This is a genomic window from Gilvimarinus sp. 1_MG-2023 (assembly GCF_030548285.1).
Genome location: NZ_JAUOSC010000008.1, coordinates 18693 through 35805, shown reverse-complemented (window position 1 = coordinate 35805; position 17113 = coordinate 18693). Strand labels below are relative to the sequence as shown.

The window sequence follows — 17113 nt, the reverse complement described above, 5'->3', positions numbered from 1 at the left end:
AGGGAGACCCTATGGCGACTATGATCCAGGCCAAAGCACTGGGCAAAACCGTCACCACCACCAGCGGTGATCTTACCATCCTTACCGATATTAATCTGACTGTCGCTAAGGGTGAAAGCCTAGCCATTACCGGGGCCTCGGGTTCGGGCAAATCCACGCTGCTTGGACTACTGGCCGGTTTGGATGTTCCCTCCACCGGCAGTGTGGCGCTAGCGGGTATTGATTTGAACACGCTGGATGAAGAGGGGCGGGCTAAGGTGCGCGCCGATCATGTAGGGTTTGTGTTTCAATCCTTCCAGCTCTTGCCGGGGTTGACTGCGCTGGAAAATGTCATGCTGCCGCTAGAGCTGCGCGGCGATCGCAACGTACGCGAGCAAGCCGCACAATACCTGAATCGAGTGGGCTTGGGGGAGCGGCTCAGTCATTATCCACCGCAATTGTCCGGTGGCGAGCAGCAGCGAGTGGCCATAGCGCGTGCCTTTGCTTGCAAGCCCGACATTTTATTTGCCGATGAGCCTACCGGTAATCTCGATAGCACCACCGGCCACACCATTAACGATTTACTGTTTGAGCTTAACGCCGAAATGGGGACGACCTTGGTGTTAATTACCCACGAAGATCGATTAGCCAATCGCTGCGCTCGCCAAGTACAACTGGCTGCCGGCGAATTAATGATCTGCGGCTCGGCCGCCGTTCAATAGGGGACGAATGTGTTAGCTTGGCAATTACTTTGGCGCAATTGGCGCAGTGGAGAAATAAAATTATTGGCGGTAGCCTTAGTCTTGGCTGTTACCGTTGTCAGTGCCATTGCCCTGTTTACCGACCGCTTAGAAGGCACATTGCTGGAGCAGAGTAACTCCCTGCTCGGTGCCGATCGCCTGATAAAAAGCAACCAGCCACATCAGCCGGCTTGGGAAGCAACCGCCGAGGCCGAAGGGGTTGCACACACCCGAGTCGCTCACTTTGCATCAATGGTATACGCCGGGGATGAAATGCATTTAGCCGCGGTGAAAGTGGTGGCCGAAAACTACCCTCTGCGCGGTTATATCGATGTGAGCAACACCCCCTTTGCCACCGATACCAGCTTAATAGAACGCGCTCAAGGTGTGCCGGCGGCGGGCGAGGTGTGGGTAGACTCCAGACTCTTGCCCTTACTCAATATTGAGCTGGGTGACGCCTTGCAAGTGGGTGAGCAAACACTGCAAGCGAGCAAAGTGATTATCAGTGAGCCCGACGCCAGTGGCCCTTTTAGCATGATGGGCGCGCGCATTATTTTAAATTGGCAAGACTTGGCGCAAACCCGAGTTATTCAGCCGGGCAGCCGAGTTGAGTACCAGTGGTTGCTGGCTGGAGACAACGCCGATGTCGCATCGCTGATGACCCTGTTAGAGCCGCGCCTGTCGGATCATGACGAGGTGATGGACATTGAAAATGCCCAGCGCCGATTGCAAGGCACGCTGCAAACTGGTCGTCAGTTTTTAGTACTGGCTGCGATTATGGGTGTACTCTTGGCGGGCGTGGCAATTGCTTTGGCGGCCCGACAATTTGCCGAGCGTCATGTCAACCAAGTGGCGCTGTTAAAAAGCTTGGGGGCAAGCTCGCAGCGTATTCGGCGTTTGTATTGTTTGCAGTTATTGATGTTGGCCGGCATTGCCTCAATGATTGGTTTGGCGCTGGGGGTCAGCTTACAGGCACTCATTGCCCAAGCGGTGCTCTCGCTGTACCAAATCCCTATGGCGGCGGCCGGCGCAACGCCTTATATTTTGTCGCTGTTGAGCGGCCCATTAGCCTTGGTGGGATTTGCCTTACCCAGTTTGTGGTTTTTGCCGGGTGTACCGCCGATAAAAGTTTTGCGCCAAGAGTTGGTTCTGGATAAAAGCGCGATGGGTTGGCAAATAGGCATGGCCAGTTTGGTTTTGGTTATTCTGGTGGGCGTTTTTGGTCGCGATTTACTGTTAGGTTTTACGGTTTTAGCCGCTCTGGCGGTAGTGGGAGTATTAACCGCGGCAATGGCGCTGGCTTTGTTAACAATGGGCAAAAAAGCCGGAGCGCAGGCGGGCAGTCGCTGGCGCTTGGCACTGGCCAGTATTCAGCGCCGTCGCGGTGCCAGCGTGTTACAAGTTGTGGTGTTTGCCACTGCCATTATGTTGCTACTGACCTTGACCATTGTGCGCACCTCCTTGATTGAGGAGTGGCAGGTGAAAGTGCCGGCCGATGCCCCCAATCATTTTTTAATCAATATTGCGCCGAGCGAAGTGGCAGACTTTAAACAGTTGTTGATGGATGACAATCTTCGCGTTGAACCCCTGTACCCAATGGTGCGCGGCCGCCTGACTCACATTGATGGCGAGCCCAAGCCGGACGACACCCTAGATCGCGAAGCGTCTTTAACCTGGACCGACCAACTGGCCGACGACAACGAAATTGTAGCCGGCAAGTGGTGGAATGAATGGTCGGGGGCGGATGGTGAGCTGCCCGGTGTGTCGGTAGAACAAGAAGTGGCGCAGCGGCTCGGTATCGAGCTTGGCAGCAGATTGACGTTTTCCATTGGCGGTTTAATCGCCGAGGCGCAAGTCGCCAGTTTTCGCACGCTGGAGTGGGAGTCACTGCGGCCCAACTTTTATTTTATTTTTGAACCTGGCGCCCTGTCTGATTACTCGCCCATGTATATGACCAGCGTTTACCTGCCGCCGGAGAAAAAGCGTTTTATCAATACATTGCTCACTCGCTACCCAACGATTGTTGTACTTGAGTTGGATCGAATTATTAATCAAATTCGTGACATTGTGGCTCAGGTCAGCGATGGGGTGGGCATGGTACTGGTGATGGTGCTCTTGGGCGGTTGTTTGGTATTAATTGCAGCGGTTACGGGCAGCATTGAAGCGCGCAAACAAGAGGCGGGATTATTGCGTGCGCTAGGTGCGCCGCGACGATTACTGGTGGGCAGTATTTGGATTGAATTTGCTCTGTTGGGCTTTTGTGCGGGGCTGATAGCCGTATTGGCCGCCGAGGCATTGCTGCTGGGGCTGCAGGTATTTGTGTTTGAAATTCCTGTACAACCGCATTATATATACTGGTTACTGACGCCTGTGCTCAGTGCGTTCTTTGTCAGTAGTTTGGGCGCGCTGAGTTGCCGCCAAAGCGTCACTACACCACCTGCCACTGTATTGCGCGAGGCATTATAACGGGCAAGTGCATTGACTGTTTATGCTGCTGGGGTAGTAGTGAGTATATGGTTTATTCACCGCGCTTTTCGCTGATGTGGTAGCGCGGTCGCTGTTTGATTTCGTTATAGAGCTTAGCGAGATATTCCCCAATGACGCCGAGGCTCAACAGCTGTACGCTGCCAATAAACAGCAATGGGGTTAGAATCGATGCCCAGCCGGGTATTGCGCTGTCACCAAACAGGCGTACAGAGAGTACCCACACAATCATCAACATCGATAGGCCGCTAGCGACTACGCCAAGTACAGTGATGGCTCGCAGAGGTGCGGTGGAAAAGCTGGAAATGCCGCTCCACGCCAGAGATAACATTTTGCGCAGCGGGTATTTGCTCTCTCCGGCAATACGAACTTGCCGGTTGTACTCCACGGTACTGGAGGGAAACCCCACCTCGCGTACGATGCCGCGCAAAAATAACTGGCTTTCTCGGTACTCCAGCATGGCATCGAGTGCGCGGCGCGACATTAAGCGGAAGTCGGCATGGTTAAACACTAAGTCCACACCCATGCGGCGCATTAATGAGTAATAGCCTTCTGCTGTGGCGCGTTTGAAGAATGTATCGGTATCGCGCGCAGCGCGCACACCGTAAACCACATCGCTGCCTTGGTGATACTCGTCCACCATTTTTTCAATATTACTGGGGTCGTCTTGCAGGTCGGCATCAATACTGACGGTAATATCTTCACAGCAATTTTCCAAACCCGCCAAGAGTGCGTATTGATGGCCGCGGTTGCGTGATAATTTTAGACCGACCACCTGCCCGCGGTATTCCTCACAGGCTTGCTCTATTTGCTCCCAGGTGTTGTCCTGACTGCCGTCGTCAATTAGATACAGCTTAGACTCAGGGCTGATTTTATTGAGAGCTTGCAATTGATTGAGTACGGCCAGCAATGCCGGCAGGCTGGTGGGCAGCATTTCCTCTTCGTTGTAGCAGGGAACGACAATCGCCAGAGATGGGGTATCCATAGTGTTATCGGTATGTCCAATATTTATGTAATAAGTAGTTGCTGACTAGAGTAACGCCAGTAGCCATAATTTGCGAGAGTATATAGTGGGGCAGAATTAAATTTGCCAAGTAAAACACAAGGGTGTTGATGCCAAGTCCAATCGCGGTCGTGATGGCAAAGCGGGCGCTGGTTGAGCTGTGATCACCGGTTGCTTCAAAGGTGAAGTAGTAATTGGCCAGATAGTTAAAAATGGCAGACAATGCATAGCTTAGCGCTGAGCAATAAAGGTGGGGCAGGGGCGTAACCTCTGCCAAGACAATGAGCAAGATGTATTGCAGCGCTGTGGCGGTGCCGCCAACGATTAAAAACCGTCCAAAACGCGTTTGCAGGCCAGACTTAAGCTGCGACATATATGCAGCGCGTGATTGCTTTTGAGGCGTTACATCGGTCAAAGTAGGGATCCTAAGTAGACGTTCAGCGTTAACTCTGGCTATAGTGAAAAAGTGTTATATCACGCAGCAAGTAGCCTATGCACCCGATGGCTTTAATATTGAGAGGAATTTTGTATGTCAAACGATAATCTGGACCAGCTAATCGGTCGCTTACATGAGCTTTTCGGAACCGAGGATGAGAGCCCGGCTCAGCAGCGATTAATGGCTGAGTTGGCAAGGCATACTCATGCGACGGGAAGCGACGAGCAGCTAGACCCTAGACCATTGGATACTCTGGAGGAAATGCTTGATGAGTTTGAAGGTGAGCATCCGCAGGTGTCAGCCGTATTAGGCCAGGTGATTACATCGCTTAAAAATATGGGAATTTAACGGCCGCGTTCAGTAGGCTTGCGTTAGGCCCAGCCTACCGCAGCCCGCGCTCGCTCGATATAAATGTATTCGGTTTTATCGGTCGCGGGGTGCCGGTTATGCTTTAAATGATGGTGGTCCATGCTCGACCCCATATACTCCCAGCAAAATCCCTCATGAATACACAAGTGGTCACCATCGTTTAAGCGGTATGAGGCCAATTCATCCCACATTTTGCCCCACTCTGGGTGCGAAACGTCTAAATATTCCATCGCATTTGCCACTCTTTGAAAGTCCGATTCTTAGGTTATTTTGAATAATTAATTTCATTTGTCAACTAGTTGTTATAAGCCACTGAAATCTAACAATATAATTAAGTTTTTGTTGTGTTGGTTTGAGGTCTTTTGTATCTAAATTGGGTGATTTTAATTCAAAATATAGTGTCTGAAGGACGGTGTACTCGAAAAAACAGCCTGAATTTAGCTTGACCTTAACCTTGTGGGAAGGTTTATTGTAGTCAATAGCAAGCAACAGACGTTCGCTAAGCGCGGCAGGAGAGAGCAGGGTGAAGATTGGACAGGCGGCCCAAACCACGGGTTTAAGTGCAAAGTCTATACGCTATTACGAGTCGCTCGGGCTCGTGCAAAGCGAACGGTTGGATAATGGCTATCGACACTACAGTCCGCAGTGTCTTAAAGAGTTGCAGCTGGTGGCCAGTGCTCGGCAGGTGGGTTTCTCACTGGAAGAGTGTCGCAGCTTACTGACGATGTTCAATAACCAAGAGTGCCGCAGTATCGATGTGAAAAATCAGGTGTTGGGCAAGGTGGCTCAAATTGACCAACAGGTGCAGCAATTAACCTCAATACGCACTACATTGCTTGAGCTGGCCGAGCGCTGTATAGGCGATGAATCGCCGCAGTGCGCTATTTTGCAAAACCTTACCGCACGGCAAAACCCTATGCGCTTTACCTTAGTAGAGGGCGAGCAGGGCACGGAGAATTCCAATGACTGAACACTGCCACAGCGACAAGACTCAAACCGCTCCAGCGTCTGAACATGGCTGTTGTGGTGGCTCAAACTCGCAAGACACTAAGTCGAGACCCGATTTACTGCTTTGGGGCTCACTGATTGCTTGCGCGTTCCTTTATGGTCTTTACGGGTTGGGTATTCCATTGCCTGAGTGGCTTACGCATGTGGCGCACGGAGTGTTTGAACTGCTCAACACCATGTGGTGGGGGGTGGCTCTGGGGATTGTATTTGTCGGGTTATTACATTTTGTACCGCAAACCTTGGTGGTGTCCCTGCTCGGGCGCGGCGGCAGCCTAAGTGGCATTATGCGAGCCACGGCGGCCGGCGTATTGATGGACTTATGCAGCCACGGCATCTTGATGGTCGGTATGAAGCTCTATCAAAAAGGCGCGAGCCTGGGGCAGGTGATGGCATTTTTAGTGGCAAGCCCCTGGAACTCACTGTCGCTGACGCTGGTTATGATTGCCTTGATCGGCTTGCCCTGGACTTTAGCCTTCATCGCTTTATCGATGGTGTTGGGCGTGATAACCGGGCTTATCTTCGACGCCTTGGTGGCCCGCAAACGGCTGCAACACAATCCGGCACTGGTCGCTGAGATAGAGTCAGCCCCTGTGTTACCGCAGTTAAAACAGCTTTTGAGCGGTATTCGGCTTACGCCAGCCGGTGTGGCAGAGTTGGCGCGACAGGGCTTACAGGGCTCGCGTATGGTGTTGCGCTGGTTGTTGTTCGGTGTGCTCTTGGCTTCACTGATTCGCGCTCTGGTGCCTACTGATGTGTTTGCCGACTGGTTTGGCCCCACCTTTCTAGGACTGTTGCTGACGGCGGTAGCTGCGACGATCATTGAGGTTTGCTCCGAGGGCTCTACCCCGATTGCCGCCGATTTGATGAATCGGGCCCGGGCACCGGGCAATAGCTTTTTGTTTCTTATGGCGGGAGTGGCGACGGACTATACCGAGATTATGGTGATTAAAGACACCATGCAGTCTTGGAAAACGGCGCTGTTTTTGCCCTTAGTGGTTTTGCCGCAAGTTATTGTGGTGGGGGTGGTGCTAAACCTGGCCGGATAAGACGCTTGCATTGTGACCGAAAACCCCGAGACGCTGTGCAGGCGGTAGTTTGCACAGCGTTTCTGCGTTAGAATGCGCCGCTTTTGTATACAATTTTGACAGCGAGAATCCATGGAAATTAACCCGCAGTTGACTGCCCTTAAAGACCTTAAAGCGCGCACCGACGTGCTTAGGGGGTATCTTTGACTATGATGCCAAGCATGAGCGTCTGACCGAGGTCGAATTAGAGCTGGGCGAGCCCGATGTCTGGAACGAACCCGAGCGCGCCCAAGCGCTGGGTAAAGAGCGCGCCTCCCTCGAAGCCGTAGTGAAAACCATTGACGATTTGGATACCGGGGTCAGTGACCTGTCCGAGTTGCTGGACATGGCGAATGAGGAAAACGACGAAGACAGCCTGGCGGATGTCATTGAAGAGATCGAGGCGCTCGACCAACAGCTGCAAAAGTTGGAATTCCGCCGGATGTTTTCCGGCGAGATGGACGAGAACAGCGCCTACTTGGATATTCAGTCTGGCTCGGGTGGTACCGAGGCGCAGGACTGGGCCGAAATGGTGTTGCGCATGTACTTGCGCTGGGGTGAGGCCAAAGGCTTTAAAACCACTCTTGAGGAAGCTTCCTCGGGTGAGGTGGCAGGTATCAAGAGTGCCACCATTCGCTTTGAAGGTGAATACGCCTTTGGCTGGTTGCGCACCGAAACCGGGGTTCATCGATTAGTGCGCAAGTCGCCTTTCGATTCGGGCAATCGTCGCCACACGTCGTTTTGCTCGGTGTTTGTCTCGCCTGAAATTGACGACAATATTGAAATTGATATCGATCCGTCCGATGTGCGCACCGACACATACCGCGCCTCTGGGGCCGGTGGTCAGCACGTGAACAAAACCGATTCGGCCGTGCGTTTAACACACGAGCCAACCAGTACCGTGGTGCAGTGTCAGAGCGAGCGTTCACAACACGCCAACCGGGACAAAGCCTGGAAAATGCTGCGCGCTAAGTTGTACGAGCTGGAGATTCAAAAGCGCAACGCCGATAAGCAAGCACTGGAAGATACCAAATCTGATATCGGATGGGGCAGCCAGATTCGCTCCTATGTGCTGGACGACCAGCGCATTAAAGATTTGCGCACCAGCGTACAGACCAGTAACTGCCAAACCGTACTCGACGGCGGCTTAGATTTATTTATTGAAGCGAGCCTCAAGGCTGGACTCTAACCCAACAAGTGATGCCCATGACTGACGAAAAGCAAACTGTACAGGAAGAAAACAAACTGATCGCCGAGCGCCGCGCCAAACTCGCCCAGATTCGCGAGCGCGGCAATGCGTTCCCCAATGATTTTCGCCGCACCGATGTCAGCGTCGATTTGCAGGCAAAATTTGGCGAGAAAGCCAAAGAAGAACTGGAAGCTTTGGACCATCAAGTCGCCGTGGCCGGTCGTATTATGGCCAAACGCGGCCCCTTTATGCTGATTCAGGACAGCGAGGGCAGCATTCAGTTTTACGCCGCGAAAGATGTGCAAAAGTCTATTAAAGAAAGCGACGGTCAGTGGGATATTGGCGATATTGTCGGCGGGTCCGGGCCCTTGCACAAATCGGGCAAAGGTGACTTGTATGTCAACTTAACCGAGTGGAAGCTCTTGACCAAATCTTTGCGTCCGCTGCCGGAAAAATACCACGGCTTGGCCGACCAAGAGCTGCGTTATCGCCAGCGCTACGTGGATTTAATTGTAAATCCCGAGGTACGCGATACATTCAAGCTGCGCTCTAAGTGCATCAGTTTTATTCGCAACTATCTGGATGGCCAAGGCTTTATGGAGGTGGAAACCCCCATGTTGCAGGTGATTCCTGGGGGCGCTACCGCGCGTCCGTTTGTCACTCATCACAATGCACTGGATGTCGATATGTATTTGCGTATCGCGCCCGAGCTTTATCTTAAGCGATTGGTGGTCGGTGGTTTTGAGCGGGTGTATGAAATTAACCGCAATTTCCGCAATGAGGGGATGTCGACCCGCCACAATCCCGAGTTCACCATGTTGGAGTTCTACCAGGCCTACGCCGATTACAACGACCTGATGAACCATACTGAAAACATGTTGCGCGGTATGTGTGAAAGCGTGATGGGCACGACCACGATTCAGTATCAGGGCAGTGAATACGACTTTGCCAAACCGTTTCAGCGCATCAGCGTATTTGATTCTATTTTGCACTATAACCCCGATCTTACTGCGGCTGACATTTCAGATTTAGACTCCGCCCGCAAGGTGGCAGAAAAGTTACACGTCCCACTGAAAGACAGTTACGGTTTGGGCAAGGTGCAAATCGAAATCTTTGAAGCGACGGTGGAAGAAAAGTTGGACCAGCCGACTTTTATTACCGAGTACCCGACCGAAGTGTCGCCGTTGGCGCGTCGCAAAGACGACAACCCATTTGTTACCGAACGCTTTGAGTTTTTTGTCGGTGGCCGGGAAGTGGCCAATGGTTTTTCCGAGCTCAACGACGCCGAAGATCAAGCCGAGCGCTTTAAGGCTCAGGTCGCGGAAAAAGACGCCGGTGATGACGAAGCTATGCACTACGATGCCGACTATGTGCGCGCTCTGGAGTATGGCTTGCCTCCCACCGCCGGTGAGGGTATCGGTATCGATCGCTTAGTAATGTTATTTGCGGATGCCTCTACCATTCGCGATGTATTGCTCTTCCCGCACATGCGTCCGGAGTAACCGGTGGCACTGACGGCAACGGTCTACAAAGTCGATCTCAACCTGTCGGATATGGACCGGCAGGTTTACCTGGATACCAAATTGACTCTGGCCTGCCACCCATCGGAAACCGAGGAACGCATGATGGTGCGCTTGCTCGCCTGGTGCTTCCATGCCAATGAGGATCTAATCTTCGGCAAAGGCCTGTCCACCGTAGACGAACCTGATTTATGGCATGTGGCCCCCTCAGGTGTGATTGAAAAATGGATTGAAGTGGGCCAGCCGAGCGTCGATAAATTAAAAAAGGGGCGTTCGCGTTCCACCCGGCAGGTTATCTACAGCGCCGGGCGCGGGCGGGATCAGTGGTGGCACAGTGTGCAAGAGGCGCTCGGTGCATTTACCGATTTGTCTGTTTACCATTTAAGCGCTGGTGAGGTGGCAGAACTTGCCGCGTTAGCGCAAAAAAATATGACTTTAAGTGTATGTATCAGTGAGGGCAGTGCTTTTATCAGCAGTGCCGAGCACAGTGTCAATATCACCCCGTTAACCGATATTGGATGAGAACTCTCTAAGAGAACGAGTGAAATGAATATTTTTGATGTGACTGCAGAAAACGCGCAGCAGACGGTAATCGACGAATCGTTTAAACGTCTTGTCGTCGTTCAGTTTTGGTCGGCTCGCAGTCCGGCCTGCCAAACTCTGATGCCCGTACTGGAGAAGTTTGCCGCTGAGTACACCGACAATATGTTGCTGGCCAAAATTAATGTAGACGAGCAGCAAATGTTGGTGCAGCAGTTCGGTATCCAGGGCTTGCCCACCGTTATGATGATCAAAGATGGCCAGCCGGTGGATGGATTCGCCGGAGAACAGCAAGAGCCGCAGATTCGTGAGTTACTTGAAAAATACCTGCCCAAAGCTTGGGAGGCCGATGTTGCCCAAGCGCAAGCATTTCTCGATGAGGCGAACTACGCCGAGGCACTACCGTTGTTGCGCCAAGCGCTGGAAGAGTCCAATCAGTTGCCTTTTATCGCGGTTTTGTTGGGGCTTTGCTATGCCGAGATGAATCGTGTCGAGGAGGCTGAAGCGTTATTGGCGCAAGTAAAAATGGCCGATCAAGATGCCAGCTATCAGCAGGCAATGGCCGTGCTAGAGTTGAAAAAACAAGCGGCTAACTCGCCCGAACTGGAAAAGCTACAGGCTGAGTACGAGGCTAACCCTTCTAACCTGGAGGCAGCCTATGCTCTGGCTGTACAGATGAACGAAGAAGGCCAGCATAAAAATGCACTGGAGTTATTGCTGGATGTTTTCAAGCGCGATCGCAATTTTAAAGACGGTGCGCCACGCAAAGCCATTACCGATATCATTGCTGCATTGGGTAAGGGTGATCCGCTAGCGGTGCAGTACCAGCGTAAGTTGTTTACGCTTTTGTATTGATTCAGACAAGGTGCAAGCACACGTTAAAATCGTTTTATTGGCCGCGGCGCTCTCAATGACACAGTGCAGTGATAAAAATGCGGAATTGGTGGCTGTTACACCGCCGGATTTCGTCTCGATGGCCGATGGCCGAATCTACCTTGAGCGCGGCTCACTGCGTGTCACTATCAACCCTGGTGTGGCTGGGCGTATTGAGTCTTTGGTGTACGCCGGACGTGAACGACTACTTACCCCTGCGCAGAATAATCCTTGGGGGAATGTGCTGTGGACCAGCCCGCAAAGTGATTGGGGCTGGCCTCCGCCTGAGGCCTTAAACTCTGCGCCTTACCGGGTGGAATTAACCTCCAAAGGGGTTTACCTGCATGGCCCACACGATTCACAACTGGGGGTGGCTTTTAGTAAGTTCTACACGCTGGCCGACGATAGCGACCGGTTAATTATTCAATACCAGATTCATAATAAATCCGACGCTGAAGTGACCTTAGCCCCTTGGGAGGTTACCCGACTGCCAGCGCAAGGGCAGGTGTTTTTCCCCAAAGGAGAAACGGATTTTCACAGTGGTGAATTCTCGCCTTTGAATTTTACCCTTGATAACGGCATTGCTTGGTTTGACACTGCCGCGCAAAATTTTACCGCCGAGCACCACAAATCCATGACCGATGGGGAGGAGGGCTGGCTGGCTTACCAAGCCGAAGATTGGTTGTTCGTTAAAGTATTCGAAAAGGTGCCCGCCGAACTTATAGCGCCCAGTGAAGGTGAAATTGAACTCTATGCTAAAGGCGATGGCAGCTATATTGAAATGGAGCAACAGGGATATTTGACCACACTGATGCCGGGTGAAACTTTACCTTGGCAGGTAAGTTGGGTGTTTGCATCGCTGTCTGAGACCGATGCGAGTTCGCATCGCGAGGGGTGGGTAGTACGAGCCCGCCAACTGGCCAGGCTCGCACGCAATAACGAGGATTAATCCTCGTTATTGAACAGGTTGGCGTACTTCACACCGTAAAACAGAATATAGCCGTAACACGCTGCAGGCAGTAAAAAGGACATTTGAATACCGATACTGTCCGCTAATACACCTTGTAGCAGCGGGATAAAAGCACCGCCCACAATCGCAACACACAATAGACCCGAGCCTTGACTGGTTAGGCCGCCCAGCTTGTGCAGCGCCATACTAAAAATGGTTGGGAACATAATCGAGTTGCATAAGCCCACCGCAATGATCGACCACATCGCAATTTTGCCTTCAAAGAAAACCGCCGACAGAACCAATGCAATCGCTGCCAAGCAGTTAACAGCCAACACCTTGCCAGGCTGAACATGACGCATCACCACAAAGCCAATAAACCGGCCGATCATGGCGCCACCCCAATAAAAGCTAACATAGGCTGCGGCTTGATGCTCTTTCAGGCCGGCGATATTGTCTTCGCCGAAAAAGTTCACCAGAAAGCTGCCAATGGCAACCTCGCCCCCAACATACATAAAGATTCCCAGTGCGCCCAATAACAAATGTGGTTTGGCGAAAATGGAAACTTTAGTTTGCTCGCTCGATGTGGCTTCTACCGGGTCCGAGTCATGAGTGATTTTGGGCAACTTGGCCAGCTTAAAAAAGATGGCAAGTGCAATCAAAGAACCCGCCAGCACTAGGTAGGGCATTTGCACCGCGGCGGCCTCTTTGGCTTTAGCGGCGGCGGCATCCAGTTCTGACAGGGCAGCGGAGTCGATCGCCTCACCGGCGGCGGCCAGAATTAACAGGCCACCCAAAGTCGGGGCGATAGTGGTGCCCAGTGAGTTAAACGCTTGGGTTAAATTTAATCGGCTGGAGGCAGTACGTGCGGGGCCAAGTACGGTTACATACGGGTTGGCGGCTACCTGCAGCACTGTAATACCTGCGGCGAGAATAAAAAAGGCGAGCAGGAATACTGAGTATGTGCTCATGGAGGCTGGATAGAACAAGAAACAACCAAAGCCTGCTATGACTAAGCCTGTCACCGCGCCATTTTGATAGCCGATTTTTCTAATCAGCATACCAGCGGGTAGTGAAACCACAGCATACGCAAAAAAGAAACAGAACTGCACCATCATCGCCTGGGTGTAGCTTAAGGTGTACACATTCTTTAAATGGGGGATCAGCACATCATTCATGGCTGTTAGTAAGCCCCACATAAAAAATAGCAATGTAATGATGACCAGTGGAGTGGTGTAGTTTTGGTTGTTATGTTCAGCTACCTGACTGACGCCAGCGCTGGTCGGAGCAGTTGCCATAGTAAACCTCGTAGGAAAAACGTATTTTATTGCACTGTTTAAGGGGGTAAGTGTGACCCCCGAAGGAGTGCAGTGTGATTATTGTCAGGTACTTCCTGCTGTTTTATTGACCTTTGAATAGCCCCTGCGCTGGGCAAGGCAGGTTAAATCTACTCGTTGCAGCCATATTATTCTGTTACTATAAAACAAACTGACAGCGCTGTCATCTCAATTCACACAAGTTTACCCACATTGGGGTAAAATGAGGCTTTAACGGGGGTAGTAAGTGGCAAGAGCAACCATTGACGATGTAGCTGCACTGGCGGGCGTGTCTATGAAGACCGTGTCGCGTGTGGTCAACAAAGAGCCCAATGTGCGCGCCACTACCCGCGAAAAAGTCGAATCAGCCATTGCCGAGCTCGATTATCGACCCAGCCAATCTGCTCGCTCGTTAGCCGCCAATCGTTCCTACGTTTTAGGTTTACTCTACGATAATCCCAGTGCGAGCTATGTTATTGACGTGCAGTCGGGCGCTTTGGCAAGTTGTCGTCGGCTTGGGTATGACTTGTTAATTCACCCCTGCAGTCACGAGAGCGCCTCAATAATTGAAGAGGTTCTGTCATTGGTTAGGCAAAATCGAGTTGATGGGTTGATTTTGACCCCGCCTTTGTCGGATATGGTTGAGCTGGTGCACCAGTTGGTGGAGGCAAAAGTGCCCGTGGTGCGTTTGTCACCCACCGAAGACAAGAAAATTTGCCCCTATGTTCAGACCAATGACCAGCAGGCGGCCTATGAAATGACCTGCCGTTTGTTGGATCTCGGTCATACGCGTATAGGTTTTATTGCCGGTCACCCCGATCACAAAGCCGTTGTGCAGCGTTTTTTGGGGTACAAGCAAGCACTGGATGATCGCGCTATAGCCCTCGATCCGGCTTTGGTCGAGCAGGGTTACAACTCGTTTGATTCGGGCAGCGAGTGCGCCGAGAGACTTCTGGCCTTGGCCGATGCTCCCACCGCCATTTTTGCCGGTAACGACGATATGGCTGCGGGTGCTATTATTGCTGCCCATCATCGCGGCATTTCTATGCCGGCCGAACTTTCCATTGCCGGTTTCGATGATACGCCGGTTGCCCACCAAATTTACCCCTCGTTAACCACCGTGCGTCAGCCGATCAGTGATATGTCCGAAAGAGCAGTAGAGCTTTTGCAGCGGTCGATTGATGGTAAACCCAAAGGGGCCGAAGCTTCGATGGATTGCTGTATTTTGGAACGGGAAAGTACCGGTAAGGCGCCATCGGTTTAAGCTGGCGAGGTATGGGTTTTAAAGCAATGGATTTTCGACTGGACTTTTACCACCGATGATCAGCGCCGCTGTTTACATTGGGCTTCGCCGTTAAGGTGGGGCTTGGGGGAAGCTTTGCAGCTTAATCCCCCCTGTGCTTAGGTGTGAAATACGTCTATTGGCATAATAATTTTGGCATCCCCGATTTCGGTTTTCCCCCACCTATAAGAAAAACGCCAACAATATTATTGAAGTGACATTTTTAATTTTCGGATAACGCTTTCTTGAACGCGCTTAAGTAGCTTTTGACTTTGCCCCGGTTATCGGGACCCATACGCAGCATCAGTTTTTGTGGCTCTGGCAGTGCTTCGAGCTCAGGATCGGCGTATTTGAACATAACGGCTGGCCGCGTCAAAATTATTGTTTTATCGATATCGGGGGTGGCCAAGAGGTTGTCGATCGCACTGATGACAACCTCACGAAAGCTGCCGTCTAATCCTTGTTCGGCATAAGCCTCACTGAGCAGGGGCTCCAGTTTATCGAAGACGCTTGCTAGGGTGGCGGGCTCAAAAGATTGCATTAAGGCGATATGTTTGTCATAACGACGGAAATTCGCCTCGGTTAATTCGTATTCAGCATCTTCGCCGCCGCTAATTTGAGAAACCCCCAATGTTGGCATCGGTGAAAGCACAGGCCGGTATTGGTTCACCAGGCGATTGTTGGCAACCCCGATAATTGCTCTAACGCTTTTACGCACCACCTCGTCGGGTACGATTAACCCCATCAGAGATTGTTCGCTTTGGGTGGATAGCTGCTCACTGACAAAAGCGTCGCTGTCGTTAAGAGGGGGTAAGCTAACGGCGGGTTCACTTTCTTCGGCTGCAGGCTCTGTGTTCTCAACGGTTTCTTGAATGGGCTCGGGTGGCGGTGGACTAGGCTCTATAGGGGCGGCAATTGGCTTGGCCGCCGGTATGGAGGCTGAGCTTGAGGATACAGAGTTGGTATGAACGCTGGCAACAGGAACCTCGATGGGCTCGGCCGGAGTTGATTGCGTCTTATACCAATAAATAAACCCTCCTAGCAGTGCAATGACTACTACGATCGCGATGATGGCAACTAGGTTGCCCGAGGTACTACTATCCTTCATAGCTTGCTCCGTTGAGCTCTTCTTTTCCCTAACTTTGCGTTAGGTTTTACGGATTTACAAGTATTAGAATGTTATTTCTCGTGTTGGTTCAGAGATTTTTTCTTATAAGAAAGGTAAAGATGACTTGCCGCACCAAACTGGGTCGATTTATCAGGCTAGGCTTGGTCTTTCGGGTTGGCTATTGCTTGCTCTGAGCAATGATTAGAGCTTTAAATTCAAGCGAATATTGATGGGGGATAAGCTCTGAGCGCCGGCAATGTTGATCACTAAATCCAGCAGGTCATCCCAGGCGCTGGCGTCGCGCATGCCTTTAATGGCGCGGTCGATGCCTCCGGCCTGGCGCAGTAGTAATTCCAATTTGGCGCGCTTGAGTCTTTTTAGGGCGCCGCCGACCAACGCTTGCCGTTTGGCCCAAATACCCGCTTGCTTCATGGCCCAATCCGGATGTTTACCTTGCTCAATTTGAATGGAAGCTTGCAGCATTTGGCGCAAATCGCGGGTGAGGGCCCAGAGTATGGCGGGCGCCTCTGTGCCTTCGGTTTTGAGGCCGTGCAGGCTTTTAACCGCAGCGCGGGCATCGCCCAGTAGGGCTTTATCGGCTAAACCAAAAATGTCGTAGCGCGCGCTGTCGGCGACCACGGAGGCCATTAACTCGGCGCTGACATAACCGTCGGTGGTTAAAAGTTTTAATTTTTCTATTTCTTGAGCGGCCGCCAGCAAGTTGCCCTCAATGCGCGATGCCAGCATCTCAATGGCACTGTTGTCGGCGTTTAACCCTGCTTGCTTTAAACGCTGACCAATCCAGCGCGGCAGTTGCGGCGGATCAATGGGCCAAATCGGCAGATGAATGCCGGCCCCGTCAATGGCTTTGTACCATTTACTGCGGGTGGCCGTGGCATCGAGTTTGCCGGTCACGACCAGCAGAAGGGTGTCGTCCGGCAGGTTGGTGCAGTATTCAACCAGGGCGCGAGAGCCTTTGTCCCCAGGCTTGCCCGTGGGTAGGCGCAGCTCAATAAGCTTTTGATTGGCGAATAAAGAGAGGCTGTTGGCCGCGCTCAGCAGTTGCCCCCAGTCAAAGCTTTGGTCAACGTGATGGAGGTCGCGCTCGGTAAAGCCTTGCTGGCGCGCGGCTAGGCGAATGCTGTCACAGGCTTCCTGAACCAATAGGGGTTCATCGCCACTGACCCAATACAGAGGCGCCAACTTATCGGTCAGACTGCGGCCCAGTTGGTCGATACGTATTTTGGCCACGG

The 17113-nt window shown here is 52.0% G+C and carries 17 protein-coding genes; 11 read left to right on the top strand and 6 right to left on the bottom strand.

Annotation, left to right across the window (positions count from 1 at the left end):
* Positions 1–20: 20 nt before the first annotated feature.
* The gene (locus Q4563_RS10480; RefSeq protein ID WP_215976400.1) at positions 21–701 is read left to right on the top strand and encodes an ABC transporter ATP-binding protein; all 681 of its coding nucleotides are present in this window, start codon (positions 21–23) and stop codon (positions 699–701) included.
* A 9-nt stretch (positions 702–710) separates the two neighbouring features.
* A complete protein-coding gene (locus Q4563_RS10475; protein ID WP_303604477.1) occupies positions 711–3185 on the top strand; it encodes an ABC transporter permease in 2475 nt (824 codons plus the stop codon).
* A gap of 52 nt (positions 3186–3237) precedes the next feature.
* On the opposite strand, the gene Q4563_RS10470 is transcribed toward Q4563_RS10475, so the two are convergent.
* Positions 3238–4188 carry a glycosyltransferase family 2 protein gene (locus Q4563_RS10470; protein WP_303604476.1) on the bottom strand — a complete coding sequence of 317 codons (951 nt, stop codon included), beginning with the start codon at positions 4186–4188 and terminating at the stop codon, positions 3238–3240.
* Positions 4189–4192: 4 nt separating this feature from the next.
* The gene (locus Q4563_RS10465) at positions 4193–4621 is read right to left on the bottom strand and encodes a GtrA family protein (protein ID WP_215976358.1); all 429 of its coding nucleotides are present in this window, start codon (positions 4619–4621) and stop codon (positions 4193–4195) included.
* A 114-nt stretch (positions 4622–4735) separates the two neighbouring features.
* Between Q4563_RS10465 and Q4563_RS10460 the strand changes: the two genes are divergently transcribed.
* A complete protein-coding gene (locus Q4563_RS10460; RefSeq protein ID WP_215976359.1) occupies positions 4736–4990 on the top strand; it encodes a DUF4404 family protein in 255 nt (84 codons plus the stop codon).
* A 23-nt stretch (positions 4991–5013) separates the two neighbouring features.
* Here Q4563_RS10460 and Q4563_RS10455 read toward each other — a convergent pair whose 3' ends face one another.
* Entirely contained in the window at positions 5014–5241 is a 228-nt protein-coding gene (locus Q4563_RS10455) for a 4-diphosphocytidyl-2C-methyl-D-erythritol kinase (RefSeq protein ID WP_215976360.1), read from the bottom strand.
* 293 nt (positions 5242–5534) lie between these two features.
* Here Q4563_RS10455 and Q4563_RS10450 point away from each other — a divergent pair, with 293 nt between their 5' ends.
* The 7 genes from Q4563_RS10450 (at position 5535) to Q4563_RS10420 (ending at position 12154) form a co-directional block, all read left to right on the top strand.
* A complete protein-coding gene (locus Q4563_RS10450) occupies positions 5535–5981 on the top strand; it encodes a MerR family transcriptional regulator (protein ID WP_303604475.1) in 447 nt (148 codons plus the stop codon).
* Entirely contained in the window at positions 5974–7065 is a 1092-nt protein-coding gene (locus tag Q4563_RS10445) for a permease (protein ID WP_303604474.1), read from the top strand. The genes Q4563_RS10450 and Q4563_RS10445 overlap by 8 nt, the downstream gene beginning before the upstream one ends.
* A 111-nt stretch (positions 7066–7176) precedes the next feature.
* A protein-coding gene (gene prfB, locus Q4563_RS10440; RefSeq protein WP_303604473.1) for a peptide chain release factor 2 occupies positions 7177–8272 on the top strand; the annotation gives its coding sequence in 2 pieces (ribosomal slippage) (positions 7177–7248 and positions 7250–8272; 1095 coding nt in all).
* A gap of 17 nt (positions 8273–8289) precedes the next feature.
* A complete protein-coding gene (lysS, locus tag Q4563_RS10435) occupies positions 8290–9774 on the top strand; it encodes a lysine--tRNA ligase (RefSeq protein WP_303604472.1) in 1485 nt (494 codons plus the stop codon).
* A gap of 3 nt (positions 9775–9777) precedes the next feature.
* Positions 9778–10314, top strand: a complete 537-nt coding sequence (locus Q4563_RS10430; RefSeq protein ID WP_215976365.1) for a YaeQ family protein — start codon at positions 9778–9780, stop codon at positions 10312–10314.
* Between the two features lie 24 nt (positions 10315–10338).
* Positions 10339–11187, top strand: coding sequence for a thioredoxin family protein (locus Q4563_RS10425; protein WP_303604471.1), 849 nt, complete (start codon positions 10339–10341; stop codon positions 11185–11187).
* Between the two features lie 55 nt (positions 11188–11242).
* Positions 11243–12154, top strand: a complete 912-nt coding sequence (locus tag Q4563_RS10420) for a DUF4380 domain-containing protein (RefSeq protein ID WP_303604470.1) — start codon at positions 11243–11245, stop codon at positions 12152–12154.
* Here the strand turns inward: Q4563_RS10420 and fucP are convergent.
* Positions 12151–13452, bottom strand: a complete 1302-nt coding sequence (gene fucP, locus Q4563_RS10415) for an L-fucose:H+ symporter permease (protein ID WP_215976368.1) — start codon at positions 13450–13452, stop codon at positions 12151–12153. The genes Q4563_RS10420 and fucP overlap by 4 nt on opposite strands.
* Before the next feature lie 265 nt (positions 13453–13717).
* Here fucP and Q4563_RS10410 point away from each other — a divergent pair, with 265 nt between their 5' ends.
* Positions 13718–14734: a LacI family DNA-binding transcriptional regulator gene (locus Q4563_RS10410; RefSeq protein ID WP_303604469.1), complete on the top strand. Its 1017-nt coding sequence runs from the start codon at positions 13718–13720 to the stop codon at positions 14732–14734.
* A 241-nt stretch (positions 14735–14975) separates the two neighbouring features.
* Here the strand turns inward: Q4563_RS10410 and Q4563_RS10405 are convergent, their stop codons facing one another.
* Complete coding sequence (locus Q4563_RS10405) at positions 14976–15860, bottom strand: DUF3014 domain-containing protein (RefSeq protein ID WP_303604468.1); 885 nt, start codon at positions 15858–15860, stop codon at positions 14976–14978.
* A gap of 201 nt (positions 15861–16061) precedes the next feature.
* Positions 16062–17111: a DNA polymerase III subunit delta gene (gene holA / locus Q4563_RS10400; RefSeq protein WP_215976371.1), complete on the bottom strand. Its 1050-nt coding sequence runs from the start codon at positions 17109–17111 to the stop codon at positions 16062–16064.
* Positions 17112–17113: the final 2 nt, after the last annotated feature.